The 25,280-nt window shown below is 40.6% G+C and carries 22 protein-coding genes; 13 read left to right on the top strand and 9 right to left on the bottom strand.

Annotated elements, in window-relative coordinates:
* Window positions 1-15 precede the first annotated feature (15 nt).
* The 4 genes from EFT72_RS13090 (at window position 16) to EFT72_RS13075 (ending at window position 6,241) form a co-directional block, all read left to right on the top strand.
* A complete protein-coding gene (locus EFT72_RS13090) occupies window positions 16-1,758 on the top strand; it encodes an NADH-dependent [FeFe] hydrogenase, group A6 (RefSeq protein ID WP_124067369.1) in 1,743 nt (580 codons plus the stop codon).
* A 63-nt stretch (window positions 1,759-1,821) separates the two neighbouring features.
* On the top strand, window positions 1,822-3,516 hold the full coding sequence (locus EFT72_RS13085; protein ID WP_124067368.1) for a S8 family peptidase: 1,695 nt from the start codon (window positions 1,822-1,824) through the stop codon (window positions 3,514-3,516).
* A gap of 21 nt (window positions 3,517-3,537) precedes the next feature.
* Complete coding sequence (locus EFT72_RS13080; RefSeq protein WP_124067367.1) at window positions 3,538-5,244, top strand: S8 family peptidase; 1,707 nt, start codon at window positions 3,538-3,540, stop codon at window positions 5,242-5,244.
* Between the two features lie 223 nt (window positions 5,245-5,467).
* Complete coding sequence (locus EFT72_RS13075; protein ID WP_124067366.1) at window positions 5,468-6,241, top strand: radical SAM protein; 774 nt, start codon at window positions 5,468-5,470, stop codon at window positions 6,239-6,241.
* Here the strand turns inward: EFT72_RS13075 and EFT72_RS13070 are convergent.
* Together EFT72_RS13070 and EFT72_RS13065 are read right to left on the bottom strand one after the other, a co-directional pair.
* Window positions 6,222-6,854 carry an HDIG domain-containing metalloprotein gene (locus EFT72_RS13070; protein WP_124067365.1) on the bottom strand — a complete coding sequence of 211 codons (633 nt, stop codon included), beginning with the start codon at window positions 6,852-6,854 and terminating at the stop codon, window positions 6,222-6,224. The genes EFT72_RS13075 and EFT72_RS13070 overlap by 20 nt on opposite strands.
* 333 nt (window positions 6,855-7,187) lie before the next feature.
* Window positions 7,188-11,978, bottom strand: a complete 4,791-nt coding sequence (locus tag EFT72_RS13065; RefSeq protein WP_124067364.1) for an S-layer homology domain-containing protein — start codon at window positions 11,976-11,978, stop codon at window positions 7,188-7,190.
* Between the two features lie 391 nt (window positions 11,979-12,369).
* Here EFT72_RS13065 and EFT72_RS19805 point away from each other — a divergent pair, with 391 nt between their 5' ends.
* Window positions 12,370-12,492 carry a hypothetical protein gene (locus EFT72_RS19805; RefSeq protein ID WP_279221998.1) on the top strand — a complete coding sequence of 41 codons (123 nt, stop codon included), beginning with the start codon at window positions 12,370-12,372 and terminating at the stop codon, window positions 12,490-12,492.
* Window positions 12,493-12,821: 329 nt separating this feature from the next.
* Here the strand turns inward: EFT72_RS19805 and EFT72_RS13055 are convergent, their stop codons facing one another.
* The 4 genes from EFT72_RS13055 to EFT72_RS13040 form a co-directional block, all read right to left on the bottom strand.
* Window positions 12,822-14,165, bottom strand: coding sequence for an amino acid permease (locus EFT72_RS13055; protein WP_124067363.1), 1,344 nt, complete (start codon window positions 14,163-14,165; stop codon window positions 12,822-12,824).
* 201 nt (window positions 14,166-14,366) lie between these two features.
* Window positions 14,367-14,567 (bottom strand): cold-shock protein, encoded by a 201-nt coding sequence (locus EFT72_RS13050; protein ID WP_124067362.1) that lies wholly within the window; start codon window positions 14,565-14,567, stop codon window positions 14,367-14,369.
* A gap of 178 nt (window positions 14,568-14,745) precedes the next feature.
* A complete protein-coding gene (locus EFT72_RS13045) occupies window positions 14,746-15,225 on the bottom strand; it encodes a helix-turn-helix transcriptional regulator (RefSeq protein WP_124067361.1) in 480 nt (159 codons plus the stop codon).
* A 59-nt stretch (window positions 15,226-15,284) separates the two neighbouring features.
* On the bottom strand, window positions 15,285-15,743 hold the full coding sequence (locus EFT72_RS13040) for a helix-turn-helix transcriptional regulator (RefSeq protein WP_206426654.1): 459 nt from the start codon (window positions 15,741-15,743) through the stop codon (window positions 15,285-15,287).
* A 151-nt stretch (window positions 15,744-15,894) separates the two neighbouring features.
* Here EFT72_RS13040 and EFT72_RS13035 point away from each other — a divergent pair, with 151 nt between their 5' ends.
* From EFT72_RS13035 to EFT72_RS13010, 6 genes are all read left to right on the top strand, one after another.
* The gene (locus EFT72_RS13035; protein WP_206426653.1) at window positions 15,895-16,101 is read left to right on the top strand and encodes an XRE family transcriptional regulator; all 207 of its coding nucleotides are present in this window, start codon (window positions 15,895-15,897) and stop codon (window positions 16,099-16,101) included.
* Between the two features lie 48 nt (window positions 16,102-16,149).
* Entirely contained in the window at window positions 16,150-16,890 is a 741-nt protein-coding gene (locus EFT72_RS13030) for a MurR/RpiR family transcriptional regulator (protein ID WP_124067360.1), read from the top strand.
* A gap of 167 nt (window positions 16,891-17,057) precedes the next feature.
* Complete coding sequence (locus EFT72_RS13025) at window positions 17,058-17,978, top strand: 1-phosphofructokinase family hexose kinase (RefSeq protein WP_124067359.1); 921 nt, start codon at window positions 17,058-17,060, stop codon at window positions 17,976-17,978.
* Between the two features lie 2 nt (window positions 17,979-17,980).
* Complete coding sequence (locus EFT72_RS13020) at window positions 17,981-19,828, top strand: fructose-specific PTS transporter subunit EIIC (RefSeq protein WP_243110012.1); 1,848 nt, start codon at window positions 17,981-17,983, stop codon at window positions 19,826-19,828.
* Window positions 19,829-19,837: 9 nt separating this feature from the next.
* On the top strand, window positions 19,838-20,686 hold the full coding sequence (locus EFT72_RS13015) for a class II fructose-bisphosphate aldolase (protein ID WP_124067357.1): 849 nt from the start codon (window positions 19,838-19,840) through the stop codon (window positions 20,684-20,686).
* Between the two features lie 120 nt (window positions 20,687-20,806).
* Window positions 20,807-21,340 carry a hypothetical protein gene (locus EFT72_RS13010; RefSeq protein ID WP_124067356.1) on the top strand — a complete coding sequence of 178 codons (534 nt, stop codon included), beginning with the start codon at window positions 20,807-20,809 and terminating at the stop codon, window positions 21,338-21,340.
* A 51-nt stretch (window positions 21,341-21,391) separates the two neighbouring features.
* Here EFT72_RS13010 and EFT72_RS13005 read toward each other — a convergent pair whose 3' ends face one another.
* Complete coding sequence (locus tag EFT72_RS13005) at window positions 21,392-21,970, bottom strand: dipicolinate synthase subunit B (RefSeq protein WP_124067355.1); 579 nt, start codon at window positions 21,968-21,970, stop codon at window positions 21,392-21,394.
* 17 nt (window positions 21,971-21,987) lie between these two features.
* Window positions 21,988-22,830 (bottom strand): dipicolinate synthase subunit DpsA, encoded by an 843-nt coding sequence (gene dpsA / locus EFT72_RS13000; RefSeq protein ID WP_124067354.1) that lies wholly within the window; start codon window positions 22,828-22,830, stop codon window positions 21,988-21,990.
* 118 nt (window positions 22,831-22,948) lie between these two features.
* Here dpsA and dapA point away from each other — a divergent pair, with 118 nt between their 5' ends.
* Window positions 22,949-23,845: a 4-hydroxy-tetrahydrodipicolinate synthase gene (gene dapA, locus EFT72_RS12995; protein WP_124067353.1), complete on the top strand. Its 897-nt coding sequence runs from the start codon at window positions 22,949-22,951 to the stop codon at window positions 23,843-23,845.
* Window positions 23,846-23,912: 67 nt separating this feature from the next.
* Here dapA and EFT72_RS12990 read toward each other — a convergent pair whose 3' ends face one another.
* Window positions 23,913-24,155, bottom strand: coding sequence for an HPr family phosphocarrier protein (locus tag EFT72_RS12990; protein ID WP_164473155.1), 243 nt, complete (start codon window positions 24,153-24,155; stop codon window positions 23,913-23,915).
* Window positions 24,156-24,341: 186 nt separating this feature from the next.
* On the opposite strand from EFT72_RS12990, the gene EFT72_RS12985 reads away from it, so the two are divergent.
* Window positions 24,342-25,277 (top strand): AraC family transcriptional regulator, encoded by a 936-nt coding sequence (locus EFT72_RS12985; protein WP_124067351.1) that lies wholly within the window; start codon window positions 24,342-24,344, stop codon window positions 25,275-25,277.
* Window positions 25,278-25,280: the final 3 nt, after the last annotated feature.

The following is a 25,280-nucleotide window of genomic DNA, read 5'->3' as shown; positions in this document are numbered from 1 at the left end:
GGAAGGAGTGAGATTATGGGGTTGGTCAACGTTACAATCAATAATCAAAAGATTGCAGTAGAGGGAGGAACAACCATTCTGGAAGCTGCAAAAAAACTGGATATTCGGATACCCACACTCTGCTATCTTAATCTGGAACATGTTAAAACGGTAAATGGCTCTGCTTCCTGCCGAGTCTGTGTGGTGGAAGTGGAGGGAAGGAGAAATCTTGCCCCTTCCTGTGCGACTCCTGTTTCAGAGGGCATGGTGGTCAGAACAAACACCTTAAGATGTATTAAAGCAAGAAGACTGGTAGTGGAATTATTATTATCCAATCATCCGACAGACTGTCTGATCTGTGAAAAGAATTTAAGCTGTGAATTGCAGGCGCTGGCAGCAGAGCTGGATATACGCCGGATAAAGTTTCATGGGGTAAGGGCAACGCATGAAAAGGATATCTCGAGTAAGGCAATTATACGAAATATGGATAAATGTATTTTATGCAGAAGATGTGAGACTATGTGCAATGAGGTACAGACGGTCAATGTGTATTCTGCAGTAAACCGGGGATTTGATACGTTCATAGCACCGGCACTTAATTTACCCATGAATGAATCTATCTGTACCTTTTGCGGACAGTGTGTTTCCGTATGCCCCACCGCTGCTTTAACCGTAGCGAACGATATTCCCAATGTATGGGAAGCATTGAATGCGAAAGACAAATTCGTCATCGTTCAGACAGCACCTGCAGTGCGGGTCGCTCTAGGAGAGAAATTTGGTGCAGAACCAGGAACGGTGGTCACAGGAAAAATGGTGGCTGCTCTTAGAATGTTGGGGTTTGATAAAGTTTTTGACACAGATTTTGCCGCAGATCTTACCATTATGGAAGAAGCAACGGAATTCATTCACCGGCTGCAGCATGGGGGAAGGCTTCCTATACTCACAAGCTGTTGCCCGGGCTGGGTCAAGTTTTTTGAACATCAGTTCAGTGATCTCTTAGATATACCGTCTACTTGCAAATCCCCTCATGAGATGTTTGGTGTGATCGCGAAAACTTATTATGCACAAAAGATTGGGATCGATCCTAAGGATATGTTTGTGGTCTCTATTATGCCTTGCCTGGCAAAGAAGTATGAAGCAGCCAGACCTGAGCTTATGCATGATGATATACAGGATGTGGATGCGGTATTAACGACAAGAGAACTGGGCGATATGTTAAAAGAAGCCAATATTGATCTGATGAATTTAACGGATGAAGAATATGATGAACCGCTGGGAGAATCGACGGGTGCATCTGTTATATTTGGAACCACCGGAGGTGTTATAGAGGCAGCATTAAGAACTGCATATGAATGGCTTACCAATGAAACCCTTGAAAAGGTGGAGTTTCATGCGCTTAGGGGGTTTGATGGAATCAAGGAGGCAGTGGTTAAGATTAATGACCAGGATATCAATATTGCAGTTGCCCATGGTCTTGGCAATGCAAGAAAGATTCTGGAGGATATAAGAGCCGGTAAATCCCATTACCATGCCATTGAGATCATGGCCTGTCCAGGAGGTTGTATTGGCGGCGGCGGTCAGCCCTATCATTTTGGGGATTTCGATGTTTTGAAAAAACGAATGGAAGGCATATATAAAGAAGATAAAAGCAAGAAATACAGAAAGTCACATGAAAATCCCGCTATAAAAAAACTTTATGAAGAATTTCTTGGGGAACCCTGTGGAGAAAAAGCACATGAACTTCTTCATACTTATTATGTAAAACGAGAGAATATGTAAATCAGTACTATTATATGAAAACGTATTAATACAATAAGTATAAGAAAATAAATAAGGTAATTCATGAATTCTGTAGATATTGAAAAAATTTACAGCAATGAGTATGCAGATTTTTTTGTTAATTTTTGCGCAGATACATCTATCCTGGAACAATACGAAATAGGTTCCATTCATGTAATAAATATTTTATATGCAGTTGCACATCTTCCGGTCAGTATTATGACGGATAATGTGATATCGAGAATGGGATATGCTTCGATCCCATCTTTGTTTGGTTTGGTCAGTCAGATAAGTCTAGAGGCATCTGGAATACCGGCTATTCGTAATAATCCCAGTTTAAATTTAAGGGGAAGGGGAGTATTAATCGGCATTGTGGATACCGGTATCGATTATACAAATCCTGTTTTCCAGTATAATGATAAAACAACAAAGGTAGCCAGAATCTGGGACCAGACGATCATACCGAAAAATGGCCAGGATAATGTACCTTATGGTACGGAATATTCGAGAGAACAGATCAATGAAGCTTTGCAGGCGGATGATCCATACCGGATTGTACCATCAAGGGATGAGATTGGTCATGGTACCATGCTTGCAGGAATTGCAGCAGGAAACGAAGATTTTCAAAATGGATTTTCCGGCGTTGCCCCAGATTCTGAGTTAGTGATTGTAAAAATGAAACCGGCAAAACCCTATTTAAAAGAATTTTTCCGGATACCTGAAGATGCAATCGCCTATCAGGAAACAGATCTTATTTATGGTATCCAGTATTTAAACGATTATGCTGCCTCAAGAGATCAGCCGATTGTCTTGTGTATTGCTGTGGATACGGCACAGTATGCACATGATGGAAGAGGTACCACAAGCAATTGGTTATCGTTCATTTCATCTAGGCCGAGATTAGGAATATTAATTGCAGTTGGCAATGAAGGAATTGCAAGGAGGCATTACGGGGGAATTATTACAGAGGAGAGTGGACATAAAACAGTGGAATTGAATGTTGGTCCGGATGAAAGCGGATTTTCCATGGAGCTATGGGGAACCATACCGAATACTTTTTTTATTGATATTACAACTCCTTCCGGTGAATATATACCAACAATTACTCTCCGGTTTGATGAGACCAGAAAATTTTCTTTTATATTTGATCCTACAATTATTTATGTGGATTCTCAGCTTGTGGAATCTCAGAGTGGTGATCAGCTGATCCTGCTTCGATTTACAAGTCCATCCCAGGGAAGGTGGAAATTTAATGTATACAGCAGAGGGATTTTTCCTATTAGTTTCAATATGTGGCTTCCAATGGGGGATTTTATAGGACCGGATACGTTTTTTATTAATTCTGATCCGAATGTCACACTACTTTCTCTATCTTGTGCCATTACACCTATTTCCGTAACTGCGTATAATACAGCAGATAATAGTCTTTATATAAACGCCGGGAGAGGGTACACACGCATCAATGTAGTAAAGCCGGAAATTGCCGCTCCTGGAGTCAATATATTAAGTCCATCATTGAACCAAGGATTTGTCCGGGTGACGGGTACAAGTGCTGCAGTTGCCCATGCAGCAGGAGCGGCGGCCCTCATGTTTGAATGGGGAATCGTGAAAGGAAATTATCCGAAAATGAGCACGGAGGATTTAAAGGTTTTTATGATACGTGGGGCCAAAAGAAAAGCGGATCTTGTATATCCGAACTATGAATGGGGGTATGGAATACTTGATGTATTTAATATCTTTGGGGCACTTATTGTCTAATGTTGATTGGAGGTGATTCGGATGATGCCAGAAGACAGCTTTAAGATAACCAGCAATGACTATATGGATTTAATTATTCAATATAACGGGAATCTTAATAGACTAAAGCAACATGAAGAAAATTCTGTACATATTATAAATCCGGATTATGCGGGTGTTTATTTACCAATATCTCAGGTCACGCCTCAGCTAATTAGCGATTATGGATATTCAGGAATTCCTCAATGCTATTCCCTACAAAGTTATGAAAGCCTGGTTGCATCAGGTGTCACAAGCTTGCGGAGTATACCAGCACTTAATTTGAGGGGAGAGGGGGTACTCGTAGGGTTCGTTGATACCGGCATTGATTATACGAATCCTGTTTTTCTCAAAGAAGATGGAACGACAAAAATAGCGGCAATCTGGGACCAGACCATAGAGAGTGGTCCATATCCGGAATTAAGATTTCCTGCATACTATGGGACAGAATATACGGCGGATCAAATTAACCAGGCATTGAACAGCACGGACCCGTTGGCGGTTGTTCCCAGTATGGATGTAAATGGTCATGGCACCATGCTGGCTGGAATTGCAGCCGGTTCGGAAAATAAGGGGAATCAATTTGAGGGCGTTGTTCCAGACGCAGAATTGTTAGTCGTAAAACTGAAACAGGCAAAAAAAAATCTAACGGATTACTACTTTATTCCTCCCGATGTGATCTGTTATCAGGAAACTGACATAACCTGGGGGGTTCAGTATTTAATCAATACAGCAGATAAGTTAAAACGGCCGCTGGTAGTCTGTATTGCCGTAGGAACGTCTCAGGGTTCACATAGTAATAATGGGTTGCTGCCCTCATTGTTAAGGATAGTAGGTGACTGCCCTGAGGTGGGAATTACGGTTGCTGCAGGAAATGAAGCACAAGCAAGAAGACATTATTATAGTATTCTTGATCTTGAGAAAACAGTTACGGTAGAATTAAATGTTGCACCGGATGAATATGGGTTTACGATGGAGCTATGGGGAAATCCTCCCATGATCTATACATTAGATGTTTTATCCCCCTCGGGTGAATTCGTTCCATCAATTCCTCAGCGGCTGTTTGAAACCAAGGTGGTACGTTTTATATTTGACCAGACAGTTCTTTATATAAATTATATTATGATTGAACAGGACACTGGAAAACAGGTTATAATATTACGTTTTGAAAATCCGGTACAGGGGATCTGGAGGTTTCGGGTAACCGGTAGGGGGGATCTGCCTGGAGAGTTCCACATATGGCTGCCTTCTGGTGATTTTATATCGAATGATACATTTTTCTTTAATTCAAACCCCTATACGACCATAACATCACCTGGAAACAGTCTCGTACCAATTACTGTGACAGCATATGATGCAGCAACGGGAGCTTTATATCCACAGTCAGGAAAAGGATTTTCAACATCAAACATTATAAACCCGGATCTGACAGCTCCAGGTGTTAACGTGGTTTGTCCGACTTTAAACAATGAATTTACGACCATAACGGGTACGGGTGCGGCGGCGGCACATACGGCTGGAATAGCGGCCATGATATTTGAATGGGGGATTGTAAATAATAATTACCCCAGGCTTGATACCGTAGGAGTAAAAAAATTTCTTCTTCGGGGAGCGAAAAGAGACCGTGATCTTTTATACCCCAATCAGAATTGGGGCTATGGAATAGTGGATATTTATAATTCATATAATATCTTCAGATCGATTATATAAACATTGATCAGGTGGCACCGAATATTATCTATCATAAGGATAGTTGAAGAGGGAAGAAGGCGGTTAAACGGTTTGTAACGAATAAGTTAATTATACAAAAAAAGAATGCCGAAAGATTTCAGCACTCTATACAACATCATATCAAAATCCATAATATAAGTCTACTATTTTCTGTGAAAAATAGTAGACTTATATTTATAAATAGGTTGGTGGAGGAATGGATATGATCAGAAAAAGAAAAATAAAAAATGCATTTACAAATGAGATTCAGCCCGATGGAAGTAGTATAAATATTATTGATCCTTATACAGGGTGTCAGATTCAATGTCCTTATTGTTTTCAAATGGGGAATAGGAATTGGAGCAAAGATATATTTATTAATACAAATATCGCAGATCTATTAAAATTACAAGTGAAAGAACAACATGGATCAGATTTGTATATAGGAAGTATGTGTGATCCCTATATGGATTTAGAAAAGCAGTATCGGCTTACTCATAAATGCCTAAAAACATTAAGGAATTGTGATTCCCATGTATTTATAACTACAAAATCAGATAACCAATTAATATTAGAGGACATCGAATTATTGAAAAGCTTTAAAGTGCCGGTTACAGTATTATTCGGTTTATCAAATGTAAATCAAGCCGGTAAGGGAAAAAATCATATGAATATTAAAGTTGCAAATATCTTAAAAATGGAAGGACTGGATGTCTGGGTATTTATTACACCGGTTCTTCCATATGTAATGAACATTGAGGAAATGATAGAAGCCTTAGATAAAAAGATACCAGTGTATTTTGACAAATTGCGTGTGATGACGAAAGGAGAACAGGATAAAAAGGTTTATCATTGGATAAATAGCTGCTATCCTCAGTATAGCAGCCATTACAAAAAAATATTATTTGAAAAAGATGAAACCTATTATAACAATCTTTTTGAGCGTTACCGAAATGATAGTAATATTTATTTTATGACTAATATTTGGGAAGTGTGAGAGCGGTTTTTACCTTTAATCGATGAAGGAATTGATCAATGTTTTCTCTTTCCTGTTCCGGGTTTGCATTTGTCCTTCCCATTCGGTCACACCAGCCAAGCAGTGCTACATCGTTTACGTTGGTATTTCTTTTTAACCCTTCAATATCAGCAAATGGAAGGTTTTTCGTTACATAAAGAATGTGCATATGATAATAAATCAGGTGGACGATTGTTTGTTGAAAGGATTGTTCCAGATTTAATTTATCAAGAAATTCTTCTGCAAGTTTTGCACCGGCTCGGTCATGATCATAGGATGTAATCTTTCCTTTTCTTGTACTTGTTGTGGTTGCTTTTCCAATATCATGTAAAAGCGCAGCCCACATAAAGACTTTGGGATTTGTACTTTTATGTTTCACTTGTGCCGCTTGGTTAACTACTAGCATTGTATGAACCCAGGCATCTCCTTCCGGATGATATTTGGGCGATTGTGGGATCCCTTTCAAACACTGGATAAGTCGAAATGGATATTCTCTAAATTGAGGAGTATCACAAATGGAATTTAAATAATGAGAGGGAGTTTCATCTTGTAATAAGTGGAGTTCTATTTCCTGATAGAATTGTTTTGCATTCATAGTATTTTTCCTTTTAAATGTAAGATATTTATAGTCTTTCAACATTAGTAAAAACTATGCGGACTAAAAGGTGAAAAGAGTGTAGCCCCAATGGTGATTTCGCTTGTTACAAAAGTTGAAAAATATGTAGAAATATGGTAATATATGTAACAAACATGAAAAAGGGGGAGAGAAAATGGTAAATTTAATATTTTACATTCTAGTAGCGGTTGCCTTGGGTGGCGTAATAGTGAAGAAGTTAAAGAAATAAAAAGTTATGATGGCAGTTAGGATATGAAAAAGCCCCGTCTGGATGATCAAAGAGGATAACCCATACGGGCTTTTAGGTAGATCTTATTCTTTTAGCAATCCGTTTTCGTCTACCTCGTACTCATCAATGCTAGTATTAAAAGCGAGGGTTCCGTCCGCATAGAAGTAATACCAATTGCTGTTTTCCGTTGTGCCAGTATTCAACCATCCTGTGATGGCTTTGCCATCCCGGTAGTACAGAAACTGGCCGCTGTCGTTTCTTACCCACCCTTGTGTGGTGGCAGGATCTATGGTCAGCTTTCGATACCGGAAAAGTATAATGCTGGCTTGTGCTCGGGTGACGTTGTTGTTTGGATTGAATTGATTGTTGATTTCTCCCATCATAATACCAGCTTGCTGCATGGATCTTACAGCTGTTTGATAGGTTCGGTCAATGCTGTTTTTGTCCGCATAGATTTTAACTTCTCTGGTAACAGGCAAAGTACCTCCATCTATAATCTTTGTGTAATTGTTAAGGATTACCGCCATTTCCCCACGCGTTACGACCTGGTCTGGGGAGAATTGCTTTGTATCTTTCAAAAGGCCTTTTTTGTATGCCCATTCGGTGTTTAACTTGGTGTCTACATTTGCCAGGTTACCAAGGGCGGTAATTAATTCTCCCCAAGTAAACGGGGAATCCGGTGAAAATACTGTTTCAGAAGTTCCGGTAAGCAGGCCCCGACTGGTAACATAGTCAATTGCTTCCTTTGCCCAATGAGAAGATACATCCGTGAATCTACTTGATGGGGCGATATATCCTACACCGCTTGTAACAAAATGATTGGTGGAGAATAGGATTCCCTTTTTGTTTGTATCATAGGCGGAGTCGGGAATACGGACTGCATGTCCCTCCTCATCCAATGATACCCCATATAAATATCCTGTTTCTTCATCTCGACTAGGTTTATAAGGGATCAGGATCGTTACTCGGCCATTGCCAAGGGATGAAATTTCGACCGTTTTTCCATTTTTTATAAAGCTGGTGGTTACGTGATATACCGGTCTGTTATGCATTAAGTTTCGTGCTTGTACCGAAAGATTTTGTTCGGGTGTTACGTTGAGAGTCACATCACCTGTACTTTGGCTGCGAATTTCTTTTAATGCATCTAAGTCAAGAGATAAGGAAATCCGACTGGAGCTTATTTCAAATCGTTTCACATACTGATCCGTTAAAAGTTTCATTATATGCGCAGGTAGTACCAATTCAAGGGTTTGGGAGCCGGCTTCCTCTTTTACTTTAAGAGATACACCTATGCCATTTGCGGTTCTACCTTTGGCCTTGGCTTCTGCCCATGCCTTCGTAATGGCATTTAAAATCGTATTTTCTAAAATAATCCCTGATGATTTTCCGTTTTCAATGGCAGCAGGAGAGATTTCTTCTTGGCCCATGGTAGGCAACCCCACCGGTTGATCGTAAATTGAGGAATCCGTTTCTGAGTGACTACTGTTGCGGCTAGACCCCCCTGTCTGACTTGTGTCGGTGTAACCGATTGCATAGGTTGAAAAGTTTCTGGTATAAATAGTGATTGCGTCGGATCCGATCACAAAATGTTCGCCGTTTTCATCCGCAGAACCACTTTGAAGTGTCTGTACAATGCCATTATGTACCCGGTATACCGTAAGTCCTGTTTTTCCCTGCAGATTTTCTGGAAGAGGGAGTACAATTTTCAGGATGCCAGGCAGAGTTTCCAGTCTTTCCGGTGCGCCCTGCGTATTGCTTCCTGTCTGTGTTTTATAGACTGACAGGTCAAGATAAAATCCTATGTTTTTGCCGTTGGCTGCATGGGTGATTTTCTCTGCTTCCGCCTTGATTTCATCTCTGGTCTTTAAGCGGGCGACAAGTTTAATTTCCACTTGATTTCCGGTGGTTTGAGCATAGACTCTGTCATTCTCCGTAAATTGGTTCTCTAAATTTCCAACAACAATATTTGGTGCCTCGTCCTGTATCTCTACGACACTGTTGGTATTGGCAGCAGGAAGATGAATTCCTTCGCTGAAAACATAATCTTCATGGTCAACATGAACTAAAAGTGTGAGAACCTTGTTGCCTTTGCTTATGATTAGATTATAGGAGCCATTTGGTATGCCTGTTATGGTAAAGTGCCCATTAACATCCGTAATGGCGGAGCCGACTTGCAAAATTCCATGCTTTAACACCATTTTAGTCTCGGCAGCCGGCTTCTTGTTCTCACCTTCCAATACCATGCCGGAGACGGAATAAGTTTCAGCTGGAGCAGGCGACACAGAGTTAGAAGGGGAGGAGGAAGTTCCTGTACCAATTGCATTCCTAGCTGTAATCGTGAAGGTATAGGAAGTACCATTAGTAAGTCCCGTTACCATGATGGGGCTGGAGGTTCCCGTAAAGGTCTCGCCGCCTGGGTTAACAGTCACAGTATAATTAAGAATTGGGCTGCCGCCGTTGTCTTTTGGTGGAGTAAAGCTTACAACTGCTTTTTTATCACCGGAAACGGCAGTAACATCAGTCGGTGCCCCTGGTAGTTTGGCAGAAATTTCTTTCTGGATGGTTTCTTCCGGGACCGAATTGTCATTCTCTGAAACAACTGCGGTTTTATCGAGATACCCAGGTGCTGACAGGGTGTGGGTACCTTTGGGCAGCCATATATAGGCCAGACCATCGGCTTTTGTAACCGCTCTATAGGTATAGATTCCATGGGTGCCTATGACATCTGATGACAAGTCTATTTCTTCGGCTGGATTTGCCAATACTTTCATAAGATAAACATCATCGCCATCCACATTTTTAATGGAACGGGAGACGTTTCCTTCCATGGAAATAGAACCAATGTTCCCAGTGGAAACGTAAATGTTTTTTCCCGTAATTGATTTATTCACTCCGGTTGCACCTTGTCCACCCTGGATATAGACGTTACCTGCGTCATCTGATATTTTTACAGTTCCTGGATGCAGTTTCGTTCCCCCGGACATTCCATATGCTCGGAGGCCGATTCCACCAACACCCGTTTTACCATTGCCACCGGTTGCAGTGATTTCTGTATCGTTTTCAATATAAATGGAGCCGTAATAGGCAAAAACTCCATAGGAACCATTGAGATCACTATTTCCGCCTGTGGCAATGATCGTACCTCCGGACAATTTGGTATCTCCATAATAGCTGAACAATCCGCTGGAACCGTTGGTCCCGCCATTCCCGCCTGCGGCGGTAATGGTGCCCCCACTAATATTTAAATCATTTTCAAAGACAAAAACTCCATAACTTCCATTTCCATTTTGGCTATTGCCACCTGCAGCAGTAACGATACCGCCATTTATGTTCAGCTCATTAAATGCATAGAGTCCGCTGCCAGGGGTTTTCTTAACGGAATCTCCTCCCACAGCTGTTACAGATCCGCTTTCAATGGTAATATTACCTCCCTTTGAATGGTCAGCGCCGAGGAAATATGCTTGGATGGCAGATCCTCCCTTCCCAGAATCGGGAGAGACGTTTTCTCCGCCATATGCATTCACCGTTGCGTCTCCAATGAAAAGATCTCCCCAGGCAAGCAGGATTCCGCCTCCACCGTTATGGCTCTGCGTGGATCCGCCGTTTGCATTTACGGTAACGCCTCCGTCAATCGTTAACTTTGTCCCTTGAGTTAAAGTAAAGGTTTCCATATAGATACCGTTCCCGCCACTACTATTATTGTCCGTGGAGTTTCCACCACTTGCGGTTAACGTACCATCGCCGGCTATGAGAAGATTCTGTCCATATATGGAATGAATGGCATTTCCATAGCTGAAACCTTTTATCGTACAGTCTCCGCTTACAAGAAGTTTCATCTGACCTGTTTCTGCATCACCTTTATGAAGTATGATGCCTGAGGAATCCATACCTGGTCTATCGGGCGCAGTGATATCAAGATCCTTTAAATTCAACGTAATATTATGATGAACCTCGATGTATGTGTTGTCACATGAAATGGAATTTCCTTCAATGGTAACGGTGGAAAGATGCTCTGATTGAACATCAATTTTAAGGTTTGCGGTGGGAGATTTAAGAATTGTTAGGGTATCGTCGTTTCCGGACAGTATGATAGACTGATCAGAGCCGGTCCATTGATAGCCGGTTTCACCAATTTTATAATCTGGATTTGATTGCAAAGGAGTGACGGTAAAACGAACGTCAAAGCTTTCAGACGTAACGTTGCTGCCTGATACTGTAATGGCAGCTTCATAAGTTCCTGCCGCCAATCCTGTTTTTGGTGCTACGGTAAAGTTAACTGCTGTATTTGCTTCAATATTGGAAATCGTGACTTTTGAGAGAGAAAAACTGTTTGAATCCGAGCCACTTAATTCTAAAGTCAAATTCCCTGTAGGGGCATCCCCTGTATTCTGAATGCTTACATTATAGGGAGTCTGCGCTTTATAACCTTCGATAGCGTCATTGAACGTTAATTCAGGCCCGGGGACTAACTCAATAGAGGGTGATCCTGAGTCCATACGGAGCATTCCATGTGCTTGTGAAGACGTAGCTGTTTCATACTTTGTAGATACTGCAGTGGTTGATTCTTTTTCTGCCTGTGCGGTGGTTGATTCTTCCTCCGCCTGTGCAGTGGTAGACTCCTCCTCCGCCTGTGCAGTGGTAGACGCCTCCTCTGCTTGTGCAGTGGTAGATTCCTCTTCTGCCTGTGCAGTGGTAGATTCCTCCTTTGCTTCAGACGGTGTTGCCGTAGTGTACGTTCCCCCGTGAGACTTAGTACTTGATGAAGTCGTCTCTACTGCCACAGCGGATATGGGCATTAGCTCCATCATCATACATACGATAAGTAAGATGCTTAATATGCGTTTTTTCATTTGTAGTTTCCCCATTTCTTTCATTTGTAGAATCCCCTATTTTCTATGCATTTTTAATATGCAAGAGACCCGGTAGTGGTGTCTTAATCGATTTACTACACTCCTTTCATCGCTGAATTGAATGGCATTATTACCGTTTTCATGGTTACGACAGATAACAAAATTCGACAAAAATTGACGAAAATTTATTTTTTAAATTGTATCATATGCTTTTGCAATAGAAAAGCTGATTCTTTAAAGTTACAAAATAATATTTTATTTTGATTTAAATATAATTTTGTGTAGGTAGACATGCCCGTTTTTCACGACTTGTCTCACTCTGGCATAAAATATAGTAACGCTAATAGAAAAGGAGTGAGACGTATGTGTTGCTTTAATTGTAATTGTTGCAGGTGTAATTGTAGGCCTTGTTGTTATGATAATTGCGAACGGTGCAGTAGAGAAAGAAGAGAAGCATACCAGTGTGGTTACTATAATTGCTGTAGGGCACGTAATCGAAGAGTCGCGGTTTCCAACGATAACTTTAACGATAACTTAAACGATAACTTCAACGAAAATTTCAATGATAACTTAAATGATAACTTAAACGATAACTTTAGCAAAAACTTAAACGATAACTTTAGCAAAAACTTAAACGATAACTTTAGTAGAAACTTTAATGATAACTTAAGCGATAACTTTAGCGACAACTTTAGCAATAATTTTAACGATAATCTTATTTTTTTCGTTAATTATGATGCTGACGAAATTGAAAATCCTTAATAACTTATAACGACAGATATTAGTTTAAACCGCTTATCGTGTAGAAACGATAGGCGGTTTATTAATATTTCCTATAAAATTATTTGAAGAGAGTTTTTAGAAGAGCTATTTTGCTTTCCGTAACAGCACAGCACCAAATATCATAACAAAGAAAAAGACGATAAGAAAAGCAACCACAGCCATTCCGTGAGCAAACCAGGCGGCAATAATCATAAAAACACAGCCTGCAAGAGAGAGGAGGGGCATGAAAAAACGATTCACAAAGTTAAGGTCCTTTCCTTTTATCATTAACATAATAAAGATAGGAATATACAGTGCATACACCGTAACGATTGGAAGTTCAGAAGAATCAAAGCTAAAGAATCCAAACCAACTAGCGGTTAAGTTCGCTCCGTAAAAATAAAATAGCCAGGTACCGCATAGGAATAAGCCCAGGATTGCGGAATTGACAGGCATATTCGTTACAGGATCCACCTGGTTAAATATCCTTGGATTGGGACCAAGACCTCTAGCAGAAAGGGAGTAGATTCCTCTGGTACATCCAAGCATCAGCCCATTTAAGGTGCCCAGACAGGAGATGATGACAAAAATAAACAGTAGGTTTCCGCCCACTGAGGTAAAAAGCATTTGGAAAGCCAGCTTTGCCCCGGCTTCGCCTCCTGCCATGATGACCTCATTTTTGACGGTACCAGCTAATCCAATATAATAAAAGATATAGACAGCCATAGTGATGAATGTGCCTGCAATCAGAGCCAGTGGAAGATTTTTTTTCGCATTTTTAAGTTCCGCATTGATGCAGGTAGCAATGATCCAACCTTCATAGGCAAAGCTGGCGGCTACGACAGCCGTAAACAATCCGGAAGAAGTGCCAGTTGTTACAGAATGCGTAAAATTATAGGAGGTCATTCCACTGTGAAGTCCGACAAATGTCCCTGCGATTGCCATTATAAAGAGGGGAATCAGCTTGATAATCGTAGTGCTTACCTGAAATTTCCCTGCCAATACAGGGGATAATGCGTTGATGGTAAAGCTGGAGATCAAATAAAAACAGGCAATGGTCATACACTCACCTCCAGTGATGGAGAAGCCAAAGATCACACAAGTATACCGGGCAGAGACCCAGGCCAGAACGGAGGTAATCGTCGGATAATAAATAATCGCCATAAACCAGCCCACATAGTAAGCATACGTTTTTCCAACGGTAGCTTCTGCATAATCTACGATACCATTGACATACTGATATTTTGTTGCCATAACAGAGAAGGTATAGGCGCAGGATATCATAATAATACCTCCGATTACCCATGCAAGGATGCCTTGCTTTAAATTACCGCCTGTTGCAGTTAGGATTTTCTCTGCTTTAAAGAATACACCGCTTCCAATCACGATGCCGACAACCATTGCGATGGCTGTAAAAAGTCCGTATTTTTTTTCTAGTTTAGCGTCCATAGTTCATCCATTTCTGTTTTGGTATTTTTTTTATTCTAAAAATCCATTCTATATTATCACAGAATAATAGATAATTCAGTATATTTTTATTCCCATATGCATGGTTTTACAAATGCGGTGCATGAATTTTCCTTGATCGTTTAATATTTGAATCAAAAAGCAAAAAAAAAGACCACCGAAGTAGTCTTTCTTAACGCTGGTTTATACAGTCTGAACGTTAACAGCCTGTAATCCGCGGTTGCCTTCTGTTACATCAAATGTTACAGATTGTCCTTCGTCTAATGTCTTAAATCCGTCCATAGCGAGACCGGAGAAATGTACGAATACATCGTTGCCCTGCTCGTCGCAAATAAAACCAAAACCTTTTTGTGGATTAAACCACTTTACTGTACCTTTAGTCATGAAAGATACCTCCTAATAATAATATTATATTTATGCTAAAACTAAAAATCGCATATATATGTAAATCATCAATAGAATAATGACTTACGTATACATGCGAAATCATAACTTTATTAAAATACTAGTTGATCATAACATGACACTTATGAAAAGTCAAGAAAAAGATGAAAATAAAATGTTAATTTTGACGCTTGTATTTCGACTGCTCCGATAAATCGGTAATATAGTCATAAGCTTTCTTTTTCCCTTTATCTGTGAGACTTAAGTATCGATCGATGATATCAGAGACCTTCGTACGGTCACTTGGAATCATCTTATCATCGGGGATATAGACACAACCATCGGAGTGATAGCAGCCGTCAGAAGATTCTCTTATAAATATTCCATTCTTCTCGCCAGAAGAGTCCTTCTGCCACTTTGTATAATCCGCAGTATGGTGAGGGTAGGTATCATCATCCTTCCAGCCCATAAGATAAGCGGGAGTCGTATTCAAAATTTCAGCCAAGCGTTCTAGTACATTAGCAGGAACCTTCTCTATATGCCCACTTTCATATCGGAATATGGTGGATCTTGAGACTCCTAGCAGATCCGCAACATCGTCTGCACTTAATTCGAGTTGTTTTCTTCTTTCTTTAATTCTTTGACCAGTAATAGACATAATGAATCCTCCTGTATCTATCATAGCATTGGCGTTGCATATTTGCAACCAATTGGAGGTTAGTGTGGACGCTTGTATTTGGACTGCTCTGATAAATCGGTAATATAATCAGAGGCTTTCTTTTTCCCAATATCCGTAAGGCTTAGATAACGTTTAATGATATCATTGATATTCGTACGGTCACTTGGCATCATCGTATTGTTTTGAAAACAGAAACAGTCCTTCGTGTGATAACTGTCGTCAAAAGATTCCCTTAAGAACATTGCGTTCCTTTCATTAGAAGAAATGGTTTGATGAGGATAGTTATATTCATCCTTCCAACCCATAAGATAAGCAGGGGTGGTATTCAAAATTTCAGCCAATTTTTCTAAAACGTTTGCAGGGACTTTCTCTATATGTCCGCTTTCATATCGGAATATGGTAGATCTAGAGACACCCAGTAGATCTGCAACATTATCCGCACTTAGCGCTAACTGTTTTCTTCTTTCCTTTATTCTTTGACCAGTATTAGACATCATAAACCCTCCTACCTGTATCATAGCATTAATGTTGCATATTTGCAACGTTCAAAAGGTGCGTATCTGCGATTCCAGTGTTGACATTTCATCCTTCATGGGCTATCCTTATACTATGAAATAGCATAAATGCAACTAACGGGAGGTTGGCACTTTGAATACACAAATGTTAAAAGGCAAGATTGTAGAGGCTGGTACCACCCAGGAAGCAATCGCAGATGCCATAGGAATGAACCGATGTACCTTTTATCGGAAGATGAAACGCAAAGGGAATACATTTACGGTAGAAGAGATGAACAATATTGTGAAAGCCATTCCACTAAGCAAGGATGAGGCAATCAATATTTTTTTTCGTACATAAGTAGCAATAATGCAACTCTTTTCATCACATATACCTGGGGGGACTTACGTGATTATTTCCATTAATACGAAGATGATAGAGAATTTAACAAAAACAGAACGGTCAATTATTCAGTTTATCAACAGTCATGAGGATATGCTTCCGGAGCTATCAATTGTAGACATTGCATTTGATACGTATTCCTCGCCTTCTACCGTTTCCAGAGCGATACGTAAGTGTGGGCTCAATGGATTCCATGAACTAAGATACCGGTGCGGCAACCAAGTAAAGAACAAAGAAATTCAGAATATGAACGAACTTTTTAATAAGACCTTGATCGAGGCGCAGGCCGTTCAGGAGCAAATATCACTTACTGATATTCTAACCATAATTAATTGCTTAAAATCCGCTCGCCAGATCTCTGTTTTTGCAAGAGGTCTGACGACGTATGTGGGGCAGGAATTTTCTTTAAAGCTACAGCTGCTTAATTATGATGTTTTTTTCACGGATGACCCCAATATTATGCAGATTAAAGCGGCAAAGCTAGAACAACAGGATGTGTTGTTTTTGCTGTCTTTGAATGGAAAAACGAAGGAACTCATTACATCGGCGATCACTGCCAGTCAGAAGGGAAACTGTGTCATAACCTGTTGCTGCAACCCAAACTCTGAACTAATTGCCTATAGCAGACATACCCTTGTTGGATACAAACATTCGCACCATGCCATCAAAGAATTTGAAGTTTCCTCAAGAATTGCACTTTACATGATTTGCAGAATTATCATCGATTACATATCAGCAGAGTCTTAACTCCACTCGTTTGCTTAACCAGTTTCTTTTTGAAAATGAAAAAGCGCTAGAAGGTATCTTTACCCCCATTGTTTTCAGTTTCTGAAAAGATTTTCATTCAGCGGATGTCTATAATAGAAATTGAATCGAACAATAGGAATCAGCAAATGAATAAGTGAGGTGGGAACATGATCTATACGTTAACAACAAACCCTGCAATTGATGTGAATCTTCATTCCCATGGGATTTATGGAAGAGTAGTAAACCGAACCTTTGATGCGGTTTACACACCCAATGGAAAAGGACTGAATGTAAGTTATTGCTTGAGACGTTTTGCCACTGAGTCTGCAGTTTTAGGCTTTTTCGGAGACTTTTCGGGACAGTACATCATCGAGAATACGAAAGAAAATTATATTAAAACATATCCCATTTGGGTAGAGGATACAACCAGAATCAATATTTTTTTAAATGATGGAAAGGAGGAATATAAATTTGTAAATGAAGGGGCATATGTACCCCCCAATAAGCAAAGGGATATGTGTATGATGATAGATGGGCTTGATGACCTAGATACGTTAGTGGTCAGTGGGAGCCTTTCGAAAGGAATGGAGAATTCGTTTTACGATGAAATAATGGAGATTTGCCAGACAAAGAAAACCAAAGTTATCTTGGATATTAGTTCTTCCTATCTAAAGAAGCTGATGGAGTATCGTCCCTTTCTCATCAAACCAAACGACGAAGAGATACAAGATATCTTTGGGATTGTTATGAGAGATGAGGAAGATATCAAAGATACTCTGCATTTTCTCCATGAGAATGGAGCCCAGAATGTTCTCTTAACCCTTGGGGAACGTGGCTCTTATTTTTATAATGGCAAATCCATATACGGTGCAGGGACCAAAGAAATCATCCAGATTAGCTCTGCCTGTGCCGGAGATGCTTCCCTCGCGGGGTTTCTAAGCGTATGGCTAGAGAAACCAGATAACATAGAGGCAGCGTTAAAACGTTCCGCTGCAGTGGGGGCTAATGTAGCAGAAAGCAATGGGCTGGGACGTATGGATCGGGTCCATGAATATCAAAAAGAAATATTGGTACGAAAGGTGGAATGAGTATGAGAATACTTGGAGTAACGGGGTGTCCCACAGGGATTGCCCATACGTTTATGGCAGAAAAAGCCTTAAAGGTGGCAGCCAAAAAACTGGGATGCGAGATTAAAGTTGAGACCAATGGAGCCATAGGGGTTGAACATCCATTGACAGAGGAGGACATCTTAGGGGCAGATGCTGTTATCGTTGCCAGTGACAAATCGGTGGATTTAGACCGATTCAATGGAAAACCGGTTTTAGTCGTATCGGTTTCTCAGGGAGTCAGCAAAGCAGAAGAACTGATTCAAACCTGTTTAGAAGGAAATGTGCCGGTTCGAGGTGGGGTTAGAAGTACAAATGAAAGGAAGCAGAAGAATCTTCATGGAGTGCATCAGATTTATACCCATTTGATGAATGGAGTGTCCCATATGCTGCCCTTTGTTGTGGCAGGAGGTGTTTTGACGGCTATTTCATTTCTCTGGGGAATTTATTCTTTTGATCCGGCATCGGAACAATACAACCGCATTGCGGCGCTGCTAAAATCTGTGGGCGGGTATTCGATGGGGCTTATGGTTCCGGTTCTTAGCGCATTTATTGCCCAGTCGATTGGGGGACGTCCTGGTCTGATCGCTGGAATGGTGGGTGGTATGATTGCAGCAAATACTGATTCTGGATTTTTGGGAGGAATCATTGCCGGTTTTCTTGCTGGTTATCTGGCGCTTTTTGTAGTTCAGGCGCTAAAAGGACTGCCAAGGCAGCTAGAAGGGCTGAAATCAATTTTTATTGTCCCCATTGTTACGGTTGGTGGGGTGGGTATCATAATGATGCTATTTAGCCAGCCGTGTGCGGCATTGAATCAATTTATGATGACAGGGTTATCAAAGATTCAAAACACCAGTCCGGTTCTTTTGGGAATTGTAATTGGCTGTATGAGTGCGTTTGATATGGGTGGTCCAGTGAACAAAGCCGCTTATGTAACCGGGACAGTTTTGCTTTCACAGGGGAATGCCTTTTTTATGGCTGGTGTGTCAGCTGCCTGTATCACTCCGCCTCTTGTATTTGCAATTGCTGCTACTCTTAAGAAAAATCGATTTTCGAAGGAGGACCGGACAGCGGCACTCATTAATTACATACTGGGATCAACCCACATCACGGAAGGTGCCATACCATTTGCAGCCAAGAATCCGTTAAAGGTAATTCCTATTTTAATGGTGGGATCTTCCATATCAGCAGTTGCTACCTACCTATTAAAAATTGAGGTTCCGGCACCTCATGGGGGATTTTTAATTTTGGGATTGGTGAATAAACCAATTGCATGGGTTGCCTGTATCCTGCTGGGTTCTTTCATAGGAGCTTTCTTATATCTTATGGTAACTCCAGTTGTTTTAAGTGAAGAGGAAAACGCAGAGAAAGCAGGCAGTCTGCCTTTGCCAGAACCAATGTATCGGGAAGAAATCGTATGCCTTTCTCTTAAAAAGACTCAAAAAGAAGAAGTAATTGACGAAATGATCCAAATGCTTTACACAGATGGAGTCATCAACGATAGAGCCGCATTTAAAAAAGACATCTTAGAGCGAGAGTCGATTTCTTCCACTGCATTTGGGGGTGGGATCGCCATTCCTCATGCAAAATCTAAGTCTGTAATTCGATCCGGAGTAGCGGTTGGCTTGTCTAAGAGAGGAATTGTCTTTGATTCTGTGGATCGGGAACCGGTATCAGCGGTTTTTATGATTGCTGCGAGTGAAAAGGAAGAAGAGATTCATTTAAAGTTATTGTCTGAGTTGTCGCAGAAATTAATGGAACCTGCGTTGTATGAGCGCCTAAAGAAATGTACGTCGAAAAAAGAAGTTGTTAAACTACTTTCACAGGAATAGGAGAGAACTATGTCGTTGGTTACTACAAAAGATATGTTACTGGATGCACAGATAAAGCATTATGGAGTTGGCGCTTTTAATGTAGAAAATATGGAAATGGTTATGGGTGTTATTGAGGCGGCGGAAACCCTTCACTCCCCTGTTATATTACAGACAACGCCATCTACGGTGGATTATGGTGGGCTGAATCAATATTATGCAAGTGTGAAAGCAGCAGCAGAACGGGCAAGTGTTCCGGTGGCGCTTCATTTGGATCATGGTAATAGCTTTAAACTGGCAATTCAGGCATTACGGGAGGGCTACACGTCTATTATGATTGATGGCTCTCAGGAAGTACTGGAAGTCAATGCGGCAATGACAAAGCGGGTGGTAAGCGTATGCCGGCAATGTCACATTCCCGTGGAAGGGGAACTTGGACGTGTGGGAGGAAAAGAGGATCACTTAGAAGGTGGAAGCAGTGGGCTTACCTCACCAGAGGAAGCTGAATATTTTGTGATTTTAACTGGAATTGATTCTCTTGCAGTATCAATTGGAACCGCCCATGGAATCTACAAAGGGACTCCGGATATAAGAATCGATCTCTTAAAAGAGATTAAAAAGAAAGTTACCGTTCCGCTGGTGCTTCATGGTACCAGTGGGGTGAATGATGAGACGGTGCGATCCTGTATTGAGGAAGGAATCTGTAAGGTGAACTACGCTACGGATTTACGAATTGCATACAGTCAGGGGGTTCGACAGATTCTCGATGAAGACCGGTCTGTCATTGATCCTAAAATTTATGGAGAAATGGGAAGAGAGTTGGTAAAACGTTATGTAACAAATAAAATCTTGATTTGCAAAAGCAATGGACGGGGATAAAAGACATGGGGTAATATTTATCTATCTGCCTGGAATAGAATGATAGTAAGAATCAGTTCATTCAATTACTGTCATAAGTCGATTTGTAAGACGGCTGGCTGTAGACCAGGAGGAGAGCACATGGAATTACCAGATAACTTAAAAAATCAGGGTTATTCTATTCAAAATGTTACAGGGCAGGATCTGGAAGAATTCAAAAGAATTCGTAGAGCCAGCTTCAAACAAGTTATTGATTTGTATAATGGGGGCTGGCTGGATCAGATTCAGGATATTATTGGTACTGATTTATTTCATAGATTGCAAATGAATGCCAGTTTTCAAAAGATATTAAAAGGAGACACAACCATTGGATTTTTGTTCTATAAGGAACAGCCGGATCAGATCAGTGAGTTTACGATACTTATGCTTCAACCGGACCAGAATCAAGAAATAATCGATTACCTGATTGATTGGATTACTGGTTTATCACAGATAACAGGAAAGCCTGTATTATTGATGGTTTATCAAACGGATTCTATGGTTCGTTCTTATTTAAAGCATGGATTTAAAATCTATGATACATCACGAACCCATCATCTAATGAGCTATAACCAGGAGAATCCTGCAGAGTTTTGGGATTATAAGAACCGGATTTACTCAGGGAGAAATCCATAAAGAACATAGCCTCAGAAGCCGTAAAACTGGTTTCTGAGGCTATGTTTGATATTAAAAGATTACGGGTTGAATCTGTTTCCCTTCCAGCGCGAATTCTAGTGTTTCCGGAATCCGATCGGTATGAGCTATCATAGAATTTGGTTTTTTAATCGGGTTATCCTGACCAAAAGGGACGAAATAAATATTTTTAATGTTGTATAACGTACCAATGTTCTTAAAGTTAATTCCTAGAGCATCATTAGTGGAGAGTGAGATTACCAGAGGTTTCTCATTCCTTAAGTGGGCTTTTGCTGCCATAAGCACCGGAGAATCGGTGATTCCGTGTGCCAGCTTTGCCAAAGTATTTCCAGTACATGGAGCAATTAATAGAATATCCAGATATCCTTTTGGACCGATTGGTTCTGCCTCTTCCAGACGAAGAATTGGTTTGTTGCCTGTTATGGAGGTAATGTGTTCAATATACTGAGCGGTATCGCCAAATCGGGAATCCGTTGTCTGCACATTGGTGGAAAAAATGGGATAGAGATTCGCACCCAGACTCACCAGAGCTTTAATCTGTTCTTCTATTTTGTCAAAAGTACAAAAGGACCCGGTAATTGCCAGGCCTGCTTTTATTCCTTCCAGTTTCATAGAACACTCCTTTTTTGTTATACATTTTTGGGCAGACATGTAACAATTGCTTCATAAAGTATCTGAGCAGAGGTTTCTGGTGCATAGATACCAGGAAGCCCAGGACAGAGTTTGGCACGTATGCCCTGTTGTCTGCAAAATTCAAAGTCAACACCGCCAGGGGCGGATGCAATATCAATAATGGTTACGTTAGAATTCATGGATCGTATCTGTGCTTCTCCTAGTATAGGCGCAGGCACCGTATTAAAGATAAAATCAAAATCTACGATTTTATCTTTAAGATGATCCAGAGAAAGGGCGGTAAAGCCCATTGCTTTTGCTAGTTCCAGCTGACTTTCTTTTCTGCCGGATATGGTAACTTGCGCATCCAGTCCTTTTAGTTTTAGAGCCAGGGTTTTTGCACATCTCCCAAACCCAGTAATCAAACACTGGCTTTGGTGCAGGCAGATCGGACTGTAACGGATGGCTTCTGCGACAGACCCCTCTGCGGTCGCAATGGTGTTTTTCAAAGGGACGGCTAAGAGGTCCATGTAGTCAAAGAGTATTATGTCGTGATTTAGGGCATACTCTTTGACATAATCTGGGACATTCCCTCCAAATAATGTTTGTTTGCTGGACATAAGACTCAACAGATTTCCAATCCCCAAATCTTTTATTCCTTGTTTTGAATACAAATTGATTTTATCTCTGGTAAATGGAACTGGACATACAATAACACTGCTGTCAGCTATAGCTTTTTCCAAAGAAAAGTCAGGCTCCTCTTGATCATAATGAAGAGTCGTGGTATAACCATTTTGTTTTAAAATGCGGCTTAAATAAAGCTGTCTCTCATCGCCGCCTAAAAGAAGAAAATTAACCATACGTTTATCACTCCTTATAATGTTTATATGATAAAAAAAATGTTTTGTGTATGGTACCAATCGGATTTGTTTGTCATAGTTTTGTTAGTAGGAACCTTTATTTTAGGAATGATTGTCTATGAGAGATGCAATATTTAAAGGCTCGGCAGCAGCCATCGTTACGCCAATGGATCATCAGGGTAATATAGACTTTACGGCTATGGAACGGTTACTGAAATTTCAACTTGAGAATGGTACCGATGCCATTCTTGTTAACGGAACCACAGGAGAATCTGCTACGCTGGAAGAAAAAGAGAAGCTGGAGCTATTTGAATTCGTTGTACATTATGTAAATCATAGAGTTCCTGTGCTCATAGGAACTGGAAGTAATTCAACTACCCGGTCAGTAAGTCTTTCCCGGAAAGCGCAGGCACTTGGTGCTTCCGCTCTTTTACAGGTGACCCCCTATTATAATAAGACATCTCAACAAGGGTTGGTGGAGCATTTTACCAAGGTTGCTGATAGCGTGGAAATTCCAATTATTTTGTACAATGTGCCCACGAGAACGGGAGTAAATGTGGAACCGGAAACATATCGCAAGTTATCAGAACATCCGAATATACAAGCAATTAAGGAAGCTGGAGGAAATATTTCCCATATTGCAAAAGTGGCGGCACTTTGTGGGGATCGGTTGGATCTATACTCTGGGAATGACGATCAGACAGTTCCCATTCTATCTCTGGGTGGGAAAGGTGTGATTTCTGTACTTGCCAACATAATGCCGTTTGAAATGCATATGATATGCAACTATTTTTTTGATGGGGAGATAGAGAAAAGCAGGGATATGCAGTTGGAGCTGTTAAAGGTGATGAATGCCATGTTTATGGATGTAAATCCCATACCGGTAAAAGCGGCCTTATCCATACTTGGATTGTGCAAAGAAAATTACAGGTTGCCATTGGTCCCCATGAATAAGAGTGAAAAGAAGAAATTAAAAGAAATACTGGAAGGTTATTTTGTTTCAATCAGAACCTGACGCAAAAGGGAGATGAGCCCGTGTTTAGCGGATTCATCTCCCAGATTAACAAGACAAATTGAAATTGTCAGGCCGTCTTTTTATCAATCAAAAAAGCAGACAAGGATTTAAGAATCGATTCTTGGTCGTTTGTATGTATGACAAGCTCTAAGTCTGCTTCTGGAAATATGGTCATGATTCCAAGAATTGATTTGGCATCGATGATGATACTTCCTCTGCACAGATCCATGTCACAGTCATAACGACTGACCGTTTTCACAAATGTAGTCACTTCTTCAAGGTTGTTAAAACGTATGGGGTACTTCTTCATAATCCTCTCCTCTTTAAAACATATTGTATTTATATTTGTGCACTTCTTATTCATTATATGATACCAGACGTTCCATAAACTATGTCTTATTTTGCAGAAAAACCGTCCTATCTTGCAAAAAGATGTAAAATTATGATAGAATAAGGAAAGCAAAAGATAGGAAAATTACGGTATGGAGGGGGAGAAATGAATGAATTACTACTTCAGTTTCTAAAAGATTCATCAAGTGCAAGTAACGGTTTGATTCGACATTTGACCTCGGAGAAGGATTTTTTAAATCTGGTGATTGAAGGTGGCAGGTTAATGAATCTGTATTGCCAGCCGGCTTATACTGCTTTACCAAATCACAGGCATAATTATGTAGAACTTGTCTATATGTATAGTGGGGAATCGGTCCACACGATTAACAGCACCAGAAAGATAAAGCTAGAAACCAATGATCTTTTGTTGTTAAGACAGGGAACCAATCATGCAATGGAACCGCCGGGAGAGAATGATCTGGCCGTTCATTTTCTTTTACTGCCTGAATTTTTTACCCATCCGGCCTTGATGACGGAAGATGGAAGCGTGCTGCGTCACTTCATTGCAGGGGCGGCTGTTTGCAATAATTCAGTTGCTGATTATCTTCATTTCCACTTAAAAGACATTCTGCCTGCACAGAATCTGCTTGAAAATATGATTTGGTCACTGATGACAAAAAAAAGGAACCGACAGGAGATTAATCAGGCAACCATGGGAATACTGATTATGGAACTGCTTGAGGATGCCGATAATGTGGAGTTTCACCATCTGGCTCAATATGAGGAACAGATTGCACTCAAGGCTTTTCAATATCTGGAGAATTATTATCCGTCTGCCACGCTGGAGGAATTTTCTATTATGACAATGCATCCCTCCTACTACATCAGTCGTTTGTTCAAACGTTATTTTCAGATGACGTTTACGGAATGTCTTAAAATGATTCGACTTAGCAGGGCAGCCAATTATTTGATGTCCACCGCCAAACCAGTGGAACAGATTATTTTAGAAATCGGATATGAAAACAGCAGCTACTTCCATAGGCTGTTTAAAGAACGGTACGGGTTGACTCCGAAACAGTACCGGGACAGAGGCAAAGATTAATTC

It is taken from the genome of Clostridium sp. E02 (genome assembly GCF_003833015.1).
In the GTDB taxonomy this organism is placed as follows: Bacteria; Bacillota; Clostridia; order Lachnospirales; family Lachnospiraceae; genus Lacrimispora.
The sequence above is the reverse complement of the archived record's forward strand: the minus strand, read 5'-3'. Positions and strand labels throughout refer to the sequence as shown.